This window comes from Kitasatospora sp. NBC_01300 (assembly GCF_041435235.1).
GTDB lineage: Bacteria > Actinomycetota > Actinomycetes > Streptomycetales > Streptomycetaceae > Kitasatospora.
Window position 1 is genome coordinate 3,685,549 of record NZ_CP108408.1, and the last position, 12,282, is coordinate 3,697,830.

General features: G+C 71.9%; 16 protein-coding genes. 1 reads left to right on the plus strand and 15 read right to left on the minus strand.

What is annotated here, in order from left to right; genetic code table 11:
- Positions 1-21 precede the first annotated feature (21 nt).
- From OG556_RS16315 to OG556_RS16365, 11 genes are all read right to left on the minus strand, one after another.
- Entirely contained in the window at positions 22-450 is a 429-nt protein-coding gene (locus OG556_RS16315) for a hypothetical protein (RefSeq protein WP_371517673.1), read from the minus strand.
- Positions 443-697: a hypothetical protein gene (locus OG556_RS16320; RefSeq protein ID WP_371517674.1), complete on the minus strand. Its 255-nt coding sequence runs from the start codon at positions 695-697 to the stop codon at positions 443-445. The genes OG556_RS16315 and OG556_RS16320 overlap by 8 nt, the downstream gene beginning before the upstream one ends.
- Before the next feature lie 109 nt (positions 698-806).
- A complete protein-coding gene (locus OG556_RS16325; RefSeq protein ID WP_371517675.1) occupies positions 807-1,277 on the minus strand; it encodes a hypothetical protein in 471 nt (156 codons plus the stop codon).
- The gene (locus OG556_RS16330) at positions 1,277-1,618 is read right to left on the minus strand and encodes a hypothetical protein (RefSeq protein WP_371517676.1); all 342 of its coding nucleotides are present in this window, start codon (positions 1,616-1,618) and stop codon (positions 1,277-1,279) included. The genes OG556_RS16325 and OG556_RS16330 overlap by 1 nt, the downstream gene beginning before the upstream one ends.
- Positions 1,618-2,217: a hypothetical protein gene (locus OG556_RS16335; RefSeq protein ID WP_371517677.1), complete on the minus strand. Its 600-nt coding sequence runs from the start codon at positions 2,215-2,217 to the stop codon at positions 1,618-1,620. Before OG556_RS16335 ends, OG556_RS16330 begins: the two co-directional genes overlap by 1 nt.
- Before the next feature lie 264 nt (positions 2,218-2,481).
- On the minus strand, positions 2,482-3,408 hold the full coding sequence (locus OG556_RS16340) for a phosphotransferase family protein (RefSeq protein WP_371517678.1): 927 nt from the start codon (positions 3,406-3,408) through the stop codon (positions 2,482-2,484).
- Between the two features lie 144 nt (positions 3,409-3,552).
- Positions 3,553-3,822 (minus strand): hypothetical protein, encoded by a 270-nt coding sequence (locus tag OG556_RS16345; RefSeq protein ID WP_371517679.1) that lies wholly within the window; start codon positions 3,820-3,822, stop codon positions 3,553-3,555.
- Positions 3,819-4,763 carry a hypothetical protein gene (locus tag OG556_RS16350; protein ID WP_371517680.1) on the minus strand — a complete coding sequence of 315 codons (945 nt, stop codon included), beginning with the start codon at positions 4,761-4,763 and terminating at the stop codon, positions 3,819-3,821. Before OG556_RS16350 ends, OG556_RS16345 begins: the two co-directional genes overlap by 4 nt.
- A 248-nt stretch (positions 4,764-5,011) precedes the next feature.
- On the minus strand, positions 5,012-6,868 hold the full coding sequence (locus OG556_RS16355) for a glycoside hydrolase family 15 protein (RefSeq protein WP_371517681.1): 1,857 nt from the start codon (positions 6,866-6,868) through the stop codon (positions 5,012-5,014).
- A 269-nt stretch (positions 6,869-7,137) separates the two neighbouring features.
- Entirely contained in the window at positions 7,138-8,277 is a 1,140-nt protein-coding gene (locus OG556_RS16360; protein ID WP_371517682.1) for a ThiF family adenylyltransferase, read from the minus strand.
- A gap of 83 nt (positions 8,278-8,360) precedes the next feature.
- On the minus strand, positions 8,361-8,483 hold the full coding sequence (locus OG556_RS16365) for a hypothetical protein (protein ID WP_371517684.1): 123 nt from the start codon (positions 8,481-8,483) through the stop codon (positions 8,361-8,363).
- 187 nt (positions 8,484-8,670) lie between these two features.
- Here OG556_RS16365 and OG556_RS16370 point away from each other — a divergent pair, with 187 nt between their 5' ends.
- Entirely contained in the window at positions 8,671-9,981 is a 1,311-nt protein-coding gene (locus tag OG556_RS16370) for a M14 family zinc carboxypeptidase (protein WP_371517685.1), read from the plus strand.
- A gap of 62 nt (positions 9,982-10,043) precedes the next feature.
- Here OG556_RS16370 and OG556_RS16375 read toward each other — a convergent pair whose 3' ends face one another.
- The 4 genes from OG556_RS16375 to OG556_RS16390 form a co-directional block, all read right to left on the minus strand.
- Positions 10,044-10,598, minus strand: a complete 555-nt coding sequence (locus OG556_RS16375) for a hypothetical protein (RefSeq protein WP_371517686.1) — start codon at positions 10,596-10,598, stop codon at positions 10,044-10,046.
- 49 nt (positions 10,599-10,647) lie between these two features.
- Positions 10,648-11,028: a hypothetical protein gene (locus tag OG556_RS16380; protein ID WP_371517687.1), complete on the minus strand. Its 381-nt coding sequence runs from the start codon at positions 11,026-11,028 to the stop codon at positions 10,648-10,650.
- Positions 11,029-11,274: 246 nt separating this feature from the next.
- Entirely contained in the window at positions 11,275-11,778 is a 504-nt protein-coding gene (locus OG556_RS16385) for a hypothetical protein (RefSeq protein ID WP_371517688.1), read from the minus strand.
- A 14-nt stretch (positions 11,779-11,792) separates the two neighbouring features.
- Positions 11,793-12,218, minus strand: coding sequence for a hypothetical protein (locus OG556_RS16390; RefSeq protein ID WP_371517689.1), 426 nt, complete (start codon positions 12,216-12,218; stop codon positions 11,793-11,795).
- Between the last annotated feature and the right edge of the window lie 64 nt (positions 12,219-12,282).

Genomic DNA, 12,282 nt, shown 5'->3' on the forward strand with positions numbered 1-12,282 from the left:
AACTCGCACAATCCCCCGGCCTCAGCCGGCCGCAGGGTGCGCGGTGAGAGCGACGACGCCCACGTACCGGCCCTGCCCGGTCGGCTCCGGCAACCACCCGCCCGCCGACAGAGCCCGCACCGCGGTCACCACCGGCCTCCCCGGCTTCCCCTCCTGCACGGCCAGCTCGTGCAGGGCCTTGACCGCCGTGGTGAACGCCAGGCGCAGCACCGGGCGCGGTGTGGAGCGGTCAAGGTCGCCGAGCGCTTCGACCTGGAGGTGGAAGGTGGCGGTCCAACGCCACCCCGGGGCAGAGCCACCAGGCACCTGGGTGACGCGGATGCGCGGGTAGGGCGGAGCGTTGCGGGCCCCTACCCGACCGGGGCCTCCCAGGACACCGGTCAGCTCGTCGTGTTGGGACAGCCAGGTGACGGCAAGCTCCTCGGCGTCCAGGGAGGCCAGGTCACGCACTCGCCTGGCCCTCGGCGGCCTTGTTGGCCGGCGCCTTCGACAGGGCCGGCTTGCGCTCGACCGCGGGCGCGAGGGCCTTGGCGACGGCCTCGGCGTCGGACGGGTCCACACCGGCCACGTACCCGGCGCTGACCAGTTGCCGGGCCTCATCGTGCGGCACCTCGATCTCGTCGCCGGGCAGCAGTGACTTCCCCTGCCGGTCGAGGTGGTGGGCGAGGACGATCCTGACGGTGTCGGTGTGTGCCATGACGGGTCCTTCGAACGGGAATGGGGTGACCGGCCGAAGGAAAGCAGTCGGGACCTCTACCGTCCCGCCGGGCCAGACAGCAGGAAGGCCCGGCGTCTGGGGCTGCCGGTCACCGGTGCCGGTTGGCGACCTGCGAGGTGGCGCCGCTCATGAAGTGCGTGCCCTCCCCGTGCGCGAACTCCGCCTCGGCTGCCCTCGGGAAGTCGCACGTCACCTCGGCGCGGGTTCGCTCGCCGTCGATGGCGGCCTTGCCTGCCGAGATGGTCGCGGCGACCGCTTCCGGGTCCTCGGTGACCGTGCACCGGCAGCCGGCTGTCTCCTCGACCGGACCGTCCGGGTCGCGGGGCCCGACGAGGAAGGCGTCGCCGACTTTGAACGGCACCGGGGCGGGCACAGTCTGCCCATCGGCGGCTTGATGGGTGGGCCGTGCCTGGCCGTCCTCCTGGATGTGCCAGGTCTTCGCCGCCGGGGCTCGCCGCCGGGCCTCCTCCGCGACCTCTTCGGCCAGGAGCTGTGTGTGCCGCAGCATCAGCGGGGCCAGACGCTGGGCGATGTCGGCGGGCAGTTCGAGGTGCGCCATCAGGGGTGCCCTTCGGGCCGGGTGCCGTTCGAGGTACGGGCTCGGGCCTTCACCCGCACGTACCCCAGGGTCGGATCGCTGGCGCTGGTCACCTCGTCGGCCGCGAGCACCGTCCACTCGGTGCCGGTGGCCGGCTCGGCTACGACGTCGCCGACCAGCAGAGTGCCGGCCTGCCTGTCCAGAGCCAGGTGCCACGTGCCGTCGGTCTGCGGCATGGCCCGCCCTGGCCACGGTCCCCGCAGCGGACCGAGCGGCCCGGTCATCTCCGCGCCGTGCACGTCCAGGACGGGTGTTCCCCGGGTACGGACGCCGAGCTGCCGGTCGGCGAGCAGAACAGCCATCACAGCCGGCCCGTGCCGTAGCCACCCCGGATGGTGAGCCCGGGAGGGTTCGGCCTGATCGGCGCCTGGTAGATACGGCGGCCACGCAGCCGCCACCGGTCGATGGTGTCAAGGTCCGGCGGCGCGAGCAGCACCGGCGGCTCGGCCGCGGTGTCGTAGGTCACCGACTGGCCCTCCACGGAGGCGGAGGAAACACGGCGCTGCCGCACGGGTGCGTCCGCGAGCAGCGGGTGATGGCAGGCCGTCGCCCTGACCCACAGGCGCAGCGGGGCTGTCTGCGGGTCGGCGCGGGCATCGATGCCAGCGGTGTAGGTGATGGTGTAGGTCGGCGAGCCGAAGGGGCCCGACGGCGTGCCCGTGTCGAGGACGGCGGAGATCACCGCGATGAGGGGCGCGTGGTGGAGCACCCAACCGTCGGTGCCAGCGTGGACGCCGCTCTCGGTGTACTGGACGGGCAGCAGGGGCCGGCCAAGGTGGGCGACGAGGGTGTCTTGGGCGTCCTCGATGGCCGTTTCGATGCGCTGCCGGGTGCCCTCGCTGAGCGGGACGGTAATGCCGAGACGGCGGGCGATCTCCTCGGCCGTGACGATCAGCTCCACCGTTGACCTCCTGGCGCAGCTCGGTGGCGAGGACCTGAAGGTAGGCGGAGGCTCGGCCTTGTGTCGTCCTGGACCGCCGCAGGTACGACGCCCCAGTGACGCGCGTGAGTGCCGGCGCCTCCGTTCGCCTCCAGCAGCCCGTCCCCGGCGCTGGCGAGTTCACCACCCGCCCATCGGCAGTGGCCGGGGTACGTCGCGGGGCGCGGCGTCCCTCTGCTCAGCGTGGGATGGTGGTGCAGGTGTAGCGGCAGAGGTCGCCGCCGGTCATCGCGTGGCCTTCGCCCTAGCCTCGGTGGCGGACTTCCAGCTCCACGGGAACGGCGGCAAGGCGAGCAGGGTGGCCAGGCGTCGGTCTGACTCGGCCTGGAGCTCGGGCTCGGTCCGGGCGCACTCGGCCAGGTAGAGCCAAGCGGTGAGCGCAAAGAGCGGGGTCAGCAGACGGTAGGTGCGGCCGTCGTCGTGCGTGGTGACGTCGGCGCCGTAGCCGCCGACGAACTCCTCGAACTCGCTGCTGGGCATGCCGAAGACGTCGCGCCGCCACGCGAAGATGGCCTGGTCCCACAGCGCGGGGCCGGTCGAGGTCCGCTCGAAGTCGATCAGTGCGGGACCGGTCGAGGTCATGAGGCAGTTCGCGAACCCGGGATCGCCGTGGATCACGCTGGGAGCGGGCCAGGGCACGGAACACCAGGCCGCTTGGGCGTTGGCCAGCAGTCCCCGTAGGTGCATCTCCTGGTCGTGGGAGAGCGCGCCCGGCGGCAGTTCCGTGATGCGCTGGGCGAGCTTCGGCACCGGGCTGAACGTCCACAGGCCCAGACGGGGCGGCACGTCCAGGCCGTGCATCCGCCTCATGACGTCGGCCAGGACAGCCATGCTCGGACGGCGGTCGCCCAGGTCCTCGGTGTACGTGACGTGGAGGTAGTAGCGGCCTTCGGCGTACGGGGCCGGGAAGGCCGAGTTGCCCACCAGCCGCGGGGTCCGGATGCCGTTACGCCGCAACCACGACCCGATGCGACACTCGCGGAAAGCCGTCGCGAAGTCGGTGCCCGGACGCCAAACTTTCGCGATGGCTCCGCACTTGGGCAGGCGCCAGGTGTGGTGGGGACCGAGGTGGAGGAGGACGGCTCCGCGCGGGTCGAGGCCCTGGAGCGATGCCGTGGCGACGACGGCGGCACGGCTTTCGTCGGGAGTCACAATGCGCCTTCTGGTGAGGGGTAGTTAGCGGTTCTGACCGTTCTGCGGCCAGCCGATCGGTCGATCGTTGCGACTCGGCGACCCTGAGCAGACGGGATGGGCGGGCTGTGTGATGCCCCCGGATCGGTCTGCGGGGAGCCGGCGTCACACGCTGTCGGGTCCGGCCGCCGAGGATCGTGACGTGAAGAAGTCCGGGGTACCGGGACGGGTGGTGGCGGCCGGGGCGCTGGGGTGGTCGGGGGCCGTCTCCACGGTGGCGCCGGGGTCTCCGACAACGGCCAGCCCGGGCATCGTGCCGAGCAGGAGGGCGACGGCATCGGCCTCCCAGCCCGAGCGGCCGGCACCGGTCCCGGCCGGGTGCAACGGCGGACTGCCGTCGGCGGTGTACTGGCGCGGGTATTCGATCAGCCTCACCGCCCACCATCGGATTCGGCGAGGTCCGATCGGCTGAGGAGGAGAACTGTGACGACGGCGTGGGTGCGGCTGCGGGCGCCGATCGCGGTGACGGCACGAGTGATGACGCTGCCGATGGTGTCCTGGCTGATGCCGGCCAGGCGTGCGACGGTGCGGACCTCGTGGGTGGCGAGCAGAGTGAGGACCTTGAGCACGCGCGGGGGCAGGTCGGGAAGCTTGTCGGGCAGCTCGGCGCGTAGCTCAGTGGTGTCGAGCAGCCCGGTGGTGATGAGATCGGCGATGGTGCGGGTGCGGTCGCTCCGGCCGTGGCGGCGCATCAGCCTGAACATGGTGTTGGAAGCCTTGGGGATCGAGCAGCCAAGTTCCTCGGCGGCGCTCTCGTAGGTGTGTCCAAGGGCGATCAGCTGAGCGAGGGCGTGTTCGTATTCGTTCAGCCCGGTGATGGCCGTGGCGTAAGTGCTGAGGACACCGGTGCGGCTGAGCAGTACCCGGCGCGCACCGCTGGCCTTCGCTGCGGGCGGTGCGGGGTCGGTGGTGATGACCAGGCAGGTGTCCACCGACAGTCCGAGAGCGTGGGCGGCGGCGCGGTAAGCGTTGGCTCCCCGTTCGCGCTGCTCTGCCGCACTCACGGAGGCGGACCACACGTTGGGGATGCGCTGTGTGATGAGCATGCCGGTCAACTGCGGGCCGAGGCGCTCGGCGATCAGGGCGCACGGGATCGCCATGGAACCGGCGCGCATCAGCAGCCGCAGCAGCGGTGCGGGGACGCCGGTGGGCACGGGGGTACCCGTGGCCAGGAGGACGGGGGAGGTCCCGGACAGACGGGTGGCCGGTAGCTCGTCGAGCGTGCGGGAGTCGACGAGGATGCCTGCACGGTTGATCAGGTGGCGGTCCAGATCACGGGCTGCCAGCCCGTCGTCGGAGGGTGGCGGAGTGCTCAATCTTCTTCTCTGCGGTCGAAGGGGTGCGGCCCGGGCCCGTACGGCCGCCATGGGTCGGTGCGGTGGTGCGGGTGCTCAGTCCGCCGGGAGGGACGGCTCCTCCGGGGAGGGGCCGGTGCGGCGGTTCGGCGGCGACGCGTTGCTCGCCGGTCGTGCGGCGCAGCAGCGTGAGGACCGGCTCGGAGGCGGGCGGCGGCGGGTGGAGGTGGTGGATGCTGTGGGCGGCGAGGGTGGGCAGCGCTGCGCCGCTATCCCTCTGCCGCTGCGAGCATCAGCTCGCCGTCGGCGGGGGGGACCGTGCTCGCGGCGTTGATGGCCAGGGCGGCGCGGATCAGGCCGTCGTGCGACAGGCCCTGCGGGTAGTTGCCGAGGTGGATTCCCTGGGCAGGGTCGTACTGTTCGGCGAGGAGGCCGAGGTCGCTGCGCACCGCTAGGAGGCGGTCGAGTAGTTCCCGGGCCTCGCCGTTCCTGCCGATGAGGGCGAGGGCTTCGGCCATCCAGAACGCGGTGGCGAGGAACGCCCCTTCGTGGCCGGCCAGTCCGTCCACGTTGTCGGCGGCGTCGGTGTGGGTGGGGTAGCGCAGGAGCATGCCGCCACCGGCGGAGAGTTCGCGCTCCACTGCTTCGACGGTGCCGATCACTCGCTTGTCGTCCGGGGGAAGGAAGCGGACGCGGGCGATGTGCAGGAGGGAGGCGTCCAGGTCCTGGCTGCCGAAGTACTGGGTGAAGGTGTTGCGTTCAGCGTCGTAGCCCTGGGCGCACACCTCGGTGTGGATGGCCTCGGCGGTCGCCGCCAGGCGCAGCAGGGTTTCCTCGTCGGCGGCACCGTGGCGGGACAGCACGCGGACTGCCCGGTCCAGGGCGACCCAGGCCCAGACCAGGGAGGAGACGTAGCGGCGGCGGGTGCCCCGGCTCTCCCACATTCCGTCGTCGGGTTGCTCCCACAGCGCCTCGACGTTGAGGGCGATGGCGAGCAGCAGGCGGTCGGCGTCGGGGCAGGGCGGGATGCCTGCGTCGTCGATCTGCTGGAGCAGGTCTGCGAGTTCGCCGTACACGTCGAGCTGGTGTTGTCCGGCGGCGGCGTTGCCGATCCGCACCGGCTTGGAGCCGCGGTAGCCCCTGAGGTGGGGCAGGGTTTCCTCGGCGGGGACGGGCTCGCCGTTGAGGCCGTACAGGGGTGTGGGGCCGTCCGGGCCGACGTGGGTGGTCAGCCAGTCCCGGTAGGCGGTGGCCTCTTCGGTGTACCCCAGGGACAGGAGGGACTGCATGATCCAGGCGGTGTCGCGTGGCCAGGTGTAGCGGTAGTCCCAGTTGCGCACGCCGCCGATGGGTGCGGGCAGTGAGGTCGTCGGGGCCGCGACCGTCGCGCCGCCGGCGTCGCATAGGCCTTTGAGGGTGAGCGCCGACCGGACGACGGCGTCCCGGTGCTGGCCCTGGTAGGTGCAGGCGGCCGCCCACTCGGTCCAGTACCGCTTCGTTGCCTCCAGTGCGGTGCTGTCCGTCATCGGGGGAGGCGCCGGGGTGCCGGTGCGCGTCCACGTCAGGGCGAAGGCGATGCTCTGTCCGGAGCGCAACGGCATGTCGCACGAGGCGGTACCGCCGAGGTTGATGCTGTGGCTCGGGCCGTCCAGCCAGTAGGTGTCGTTGTCGGCTGTCACGCGCAGCCTGGAGGTGCCGTAGTCCACCTGGTGCATCCCGGGGGTCAGCGAGCCGTAGCCGGGGCGGGGCCGGAATTCGGAGGCGAGGCGGACCATGCCGCTGCGGCAGGTGGCGATGCGCACGATCGTCGGCGGCGCGTACCCGGTGGCGTCCGGGGCGGGCAGGAAGTCGATGACCTCCAATGTCCCGGCGGTGCTTTCCCAGACGTGTTCGACGGCGAGGGTGTCGCCGACGTAGCGGCGCTGGCTCACGGGTGGCGTGCTGGTGTAGGTCGCCGGGCCGACTCGCCAGGATCCGTTCGCGGAGGATCCGAGGAGGCTGGCGAAGACGGCGTTGGAGTCGAAGTCCGGCAGGCACAGCCAGGCGATCGTGCCGTCGGGCCGGGTGAGGGCGGCGGTGCGGGTGTTGCTGAGGAAGGCGTGCTCCTCGATGAGCGGGTCGGGCATGGTGGACCTCCTGTGGCGAGGGTGGGTGGTGGGAGTGCGGCCCTAACCCGGACGGCCGCCATGGGTGGTGCGTGATGTGCGGATGCGCAGAAGCGCGGTGTTCTCGCCCCGGCGCGCTCGGCGGTCGACGGCGGGCCGCCGTCGGGTACGGGAGAGAGCCGGCCTCGGAGTCGGCTGTGCAGGAACTCGTCGGATGGCGGGCGGTAGTCGTCCTGTCATCCGGGCCCGGACGGTGCTGCTGTGGGCCAGCGGGTGGCAGGGATCTTCCGCTAGTCGGCCTGTGCGGCGGTCGGGTGGTACGGGGCGCAGGAAGGGCAGTCTGGGTTGCGAGGGTGGGTGATGGGGCCCAGCGGCTGGTCGGCGGGGGCGATGAGACTGTGCCGCTGGATGGCGCCTGCCGGGTTCGTGCTGCGGGTGCCGGTGAGGTGGGCGAGCGCGGCGTGGGCGGCGTAGGCGCCCGCCAGGAGTGCGCTGGTGGAGATGACGGGGTTGCCGAGGGGGCGGGGCAGGGCGGCGGCCAGGACGTCACCGTGGACGCCAGGCAGTCCGTAGGCGGTGGCGTCGAAGTGGCGCAGGCACTCCCAGCACGGGCCGTCGCCGGTGCCGGGCGTGTACAGGGCGGTGCTGATGACGGGGCCGTGGTAGCCGGGGTCGATCCAGGGTCGGGAGGTGGTGAGGGCGGCGCGGTTGGCGGTCAGGCGCAGGCCGTCGGGTTCGTCAGCGGCGAGGATCAGCAGGTCGCACCTGCGCATCAGGCGCGTGAACTGCACCTGGCGGGTGATCTGTTCGGGCAGCAGGACGAGGTCGAGGTCGGGGTGGCGTTCCAGCAGTCGGTCGCGGGCGGCGTCGACCTTGTGTCGGCCGAGGTCGGCGCGGGTGTAGAGGACCTGGCGGTTGAGGTTGGAGTCCTCGACGCGGTCGTGGTCGGCCAGGATCAGGCGGCCGACTCCCGCGGCGGCCAGCGCGGCCGCGGCGTTGGAGCCGACGCCACCGATGCCGACGACGGCCACCGCAGAGCGAGCCAGGGCCTGTTGGATGTCCGCGCCGGTTCGGCGGGGGTTGCGGTCGACCATCTCCCAGTACTCGATACCGCGCCGGTGGAGTCGGACGGTGTCGGCGTTCAGGCGGGCGGCCGGGCCGGGTGGGGCGGCGTCCTGTACGTGCCCGGCTCGGAGCAGGTCGAGGAGCAGCAGTTGCACCTGCGCGGCCGGGACGTCCGGGTGCTCGGTGGTGATCGTCTGAGCGGCCTGGTCTGCCGTCAGGGTGCCGTCCAGGAGCTGGAGGAGGCGCCGGCGCCAGCCTTCCAGGTCGGGCAGGGTGCTTGCGAGGCCGGGCAGCGAGCCGATCTGGATCCGGCCGTCCGGCCGGATCGTGGGCTGATGCTCGGCACGAAGTCGCAGGTGACTCACTGGGGTTCCTCGAGTCGAGGGCGGACCGGGGGTGAGGGCGGGCCTGACACGCTGCCAGGCCCACCGTGGATGGTGCCGGTGGGCTACTGGCCGGAGACGGTGCAGCCCAGCAGCTCGTGGCCGGCGGCCGGGCGCAGCCCACTGTCCTGCGACTGCTCGGTGTCCTGCGGGTCAGCGGTCGTGGCGGCGGCGAGGAGGGCGTCCATGAAGGTACTCCTGTCGGTATCGAAAGGGATGGTGGCGAATTCACCGACACCTATGAAAGCATTCATCAACTTCCCCCGGAAGAGGTTTCCGGGGATTTAACCGACCACTTTCCATGCCCATTTTCGGGCAGCACATAATTCCGGGCAAGGATTATTCCAGCCCGGTTTCGAGAAGGGATTTTTAGCGGTGGTTGATTTCCTTTCCGGTCTGAACGAGCGGCTGGCCGGCTACGCGGAGCTGGTGCCGGCCGCAGAGCTGGTGCCATCGGTGGAAGAGCTCGCGCGGCGGCTTCGCGGCATCGCCCGGCGCGAGGCAGGGCTGTGCAGGATGCGGCGGATCGGCACGTCACGTGGGGGTCGGGCGCTGGAGGTGCTGTCGGTCGGGGCGGGGAGGCGGTCCGTGCTGGTGGTCGGCGGCCCGCATCCGAACGAGCCGGTGGGGTATGCGACCGTCGCTTTCCTGGCCGACCTGATGACCGCACGGCCGGAGCTGCGCGACGGTGTTGCCTGGAATTTCCTGCCATGCGTGGACCCCGACGGAGCAGCGCTGAATTCCGAGTGGACAAGCATGCCGCTCGACCTCCACACCGAACACCGCTACTTCTACCGCCCGGCACTGGCGGAGCAGCCGGAATGGACATTTCCCATTCCCTGGCGAGGCCAGCTCCACCGGTTCGGACTGCCGGAGCAGCAGGCGCTGGCCGAGCTGGTGGACGAACTGGAGCCGGCCGCCATCGTGAGCCTGCACAACGCCGAGTTCGGCGAGACCTTCTTCGTCGTGAGCCGGGACGTGCCGGGCCTGGCGGCTCACCTGGCCGCAGTCGCCGCACGGCACGGTCTGCCAGCTGGCGAGGCCGCCCCGTCGGACGTCGTCGGCTGGCCGGTTCTCGGCGACGGCGTCTATCGCATGCCGCCGATCGAAGAACTGGTGATCCGCGACCACGGGCAGCAGGCTCCGGCCTACGGCGCGCACCTGGCCCACCATGCCGCCCGGCACGGCACACTCACCCTGCTGCCGGAGGTTCCCCGCTGGCACGTCGCTACCCGGTTCGAGGACTCCCCCGCAGTGGCGCTCGCCGTCCTGGCCGAGGCCCTGACGGGTGAGACCGCCGAGGTGCTGCGGCTGCTGGGGCAGGCCGGCCACCCTGGCGACGTGTTCGCGCGTGCGGCCGCCGACACCGCCGCCGTCGCCGACGCCGTCACCCGCTCCTGGCAGCAGCGGGCCCAGGACGACACCCCGGTTCCGGGCACCGAACTCGCCGAGGCGCACTACGCGCGAGTCATGCTGACGCTGCGCTCGGCGGGGATGGCGCTGCGCTCCGTGTGTGAGGAGCCGCCCGGCAAGGCCGTCCGGAGCACCCGCGCGCGCCTGGAGAGGCTGTTGTTCGAGCGGGCGCGGCAGTGTGAACGCCAGCTGCGCGCGCGTCCGGTGGGGCTGCGGCGCCTGGTGGCGGTGCAGGCCTGCGCCGCGGTGGCGGCCGCCGTTCTCGCTCGGTAGGCCGCAGACCGGGCTCGGGCGGCCGTCAGCCTTCAGCCGCGCCACGCGCGGCAGGGCGTGGTTCATGATGCGCCGCCGGCAGCGCAGAACGGGCAGGGCGGGGTGGTGGCGTCCAGGACTGCGGGCACCACTCCGTGGGCCCGGTAGACCGCCGCCGGGTTCCACGCGGTACGCATCCGGGCGCGGACGGTCGCCAAGTGGTTGGCGACCGTGTTCTGCGAGATCTTCTTGCGGCGGGCGATCCGCTCTCGGGTGCTGCCGTGTGCCAGAGCTTGGAACGAGGCGAGCGCGGTGACGGAGATCGCGGTCTTCAGCACGCCCCGGGGCGGGACCAGCAGTCCCGTCCGGCACCCGATGTCGGTGATCTGCGGCAGCGTGGTCGCCCCGAGCTTTTGTCCCAGCGTGCCGATGCGGGTCCGGACGGCGTAGTCGGACGCACCGGTGTGCTCGATGATCTGCACGGCGTTCAAGTCTGCGGCCAGCAGCGCCATCACCTCGCGTTCCTCTTCCGTGAGGTCGGCGTAGTGCCCGCACGGGCGGACCCGGGGCTCCTGCACCACGGGAAGCCGGTGCTCGGGGGCACTCGCCGAAAGGCGCGGCTGGTCGTTGTCGGTCATCGCACGGTCCTCGGGAACGGGTCGGCGGACGAGATGAACTGGGGGGGTGTCAGACGACGGGCAGGATGGGGCCCATCAAGGAGGTGAGGACCCGCTGCTGCATGTCGTAGAGCTGGTCGTGCAGCAGCAGGACGAGCCGTTCGTCGGTGATCTCCCGGGCCTGGGGGCTCGGCCTGGTCTCGGCCCGCTCCGGCTGCGCGGAGGCGGGCCGCGACCGGTGCGGCGGGCGCACGGGCGCGTGGTGGCGCAGCCGGAGCCGGCCGAAGGCCTTCCTGTCGGGGATCCCGTACCACTCGCACAGCTCGTCGGCGGTCGCTCCCAGGTAGTAGGAGCGCAGGATCTCCGGGGCTCGGCCCGTCCAGCCGGTGCCGTCCTGGAGCCCGGGCGGGTCGGCCGCCTTCTCCGTCGACCCGCGGGAGCTGGATCGCATCGTCGTTCCTTCCGGTCTGCGGGGTGCCGCAGGGCTTCGTGGTTGGTCTTGTGTGGAGATCGGAGCCGACCGTCCCCAGGGGGCGCAGCGCGCCCGCCGGCGTGTGCGCCCGGCCCGGGAACGGTCAGCTTGCGGATCGGCTGCGGGGACGGCCGATCCGTCCCGGTCCGGCCGTTCAAGGGGGGATGAACGGGCGGGCCGGGTGCCCGTCGCGGCCTCAGAGCCGCCTTTGGCCGCGACGGGAGTTCATTGGTCGGTGCGCCGCAGTAGGTCGCGGGCGTGCCGCAGGGCCACGGCCAGGTCGCCCAGGTCGGTCGGCCTGCGCTCGCCGTCCGGGAGCACAAGCCAGCTCCTCCCGGAGAACCGCTGCATGCCGGGCGCTGGCATCGCGACCGTGTCGGGTGGATCACCGTCCGCGGGCCGGCCGATCAGCTCGGTGCTCGACATGCTCCACTGCACGGCGGCCCGGATCGTGACCAGGAACTCGACGCACTGGCCGGTCCGGTTGTGCAGCACCGGGCCGACTGGCCTGTCGGCCAGGCGCAGGCCCTTCAAGACGGCCATGCCGAGTTGTTCTCCGTTGACGCGCAGGACGTTGAACAGCTCGCCGGTTTCGATGTCGGCGAGCTGGCCCGCCCGCCATCGGTCGATGGCCGCTTCCGGCTCCCGGTTGGCGGAGGCGAGCCAGGTCGCGCCGAGGTTGAAGTCCGGTGCGGCCACTCGGAGTCGGCCGCGTCGCGTGTACGTCATGAGACTCGCCCCTGTCAGGCCGAACAGAGCAGGTCGTTGATCGCCGCCCCGGTCTCGGCGCGAGCGGCGGCGGCCCGGGTGGCGTTGATGATGTAGACGACGGTGCCGTGGGTGATCGCGATGGCGTGAGATCGGCCCTTGGCGAGGTCGTCGGCCGCCCGCCCCTCGGCGGACGGGGCGTCCAGCCACAGCAACTGCTCGTCGCCCTCGGGAAGGCCGAGGTCGTCGGCGAGCGCCTCGACCCGCTCGCGCAGCACCTTGACGGCCAGGCGGACACTGCCCGCGCCGCCGCTCCAGAGCGTGATCGGCTGCCCGAATCGGTAGTAGGCGGTGACCGTGCACCAAAACGGCGCAGGCGGCGTCCAAGGGCGCTCCCGAACGAACACGTCCTGGCCGGTCACGTGGCGGGCCGGCGGCGCGTAGGGTCGCGGACGAGGCATTTCAGCCCTGCGCCGACTGCCGGGCGCAGGCCGCCGACCGAACAACTGGGCAAGTTTGCTGAAT

Bases quoted from the DNA above. Each gene is read 5' to 3' on its own strand.
- OG556_RS16320 (WP_371517674.1), bottom strand. From the start codon at position 697: ATGGCACACACCGACACCGTCAGGATCGTCCTCGCCCACCACCTCGAC.
- OG556_RS16325 (WP_371517675.1), bottom strand. From the start codon at position 1,277: ATGGCGCACCTCGAACTGCCCGCCGACATCGCCCAGCGTCTGGCCCCG.
- OG556_RS16330 (WP_371517676.1), bottom strand. From the start codon at position 1,618: ATGGCTGTTCTGCTCGCCGACCGGCAGCTCGGCGTCCGTACCCGGGGA.
- OG556_RS16355 (WP_371517681.1), bottom strand. From the start codon at position 6,868: ATGCCCGACCCGCTCATCGAGGAGCACGCCTTCCTCAGCAACACCCGC.
- OG556_RS16365 (WP_371517684.1), bottom strand. From the start codon at position 8,483: ATGGACGCCCTCCTCGCCGCCGCCACGACCGCTGACCCGCAGGACACC.
- OG556_RS16375 (WP_371517686.1), bottom strand. From the start codon at position 10,598: ATGACCGACAACGACCAGCCGCGCCTTTCGGCGAGTGCCCCCGAGCAC.
- OG556_RS16380 (WP_371517687.1), bottom strand. From the start codon at position 11,028: ATGCGATCCAGCTCCCGCGGGTCGACGGAGAAGGCGGCCGACCCGCCC.
- OG556_RS16385 (WP_371517688.1), bottom strand. From the start codon at position 11,778: ATGACGTACACGCGACGCGGCCGACTCCGAGTGGCCGCACCGGACTTC.
- OG556_RS16390 (WP_371517689.1), bottom strand. From the start codon at position 12,218: ATGCCTCGTCCGCGACCCTACGCGCCGCCGGCCCGCCACGTGACCGGC.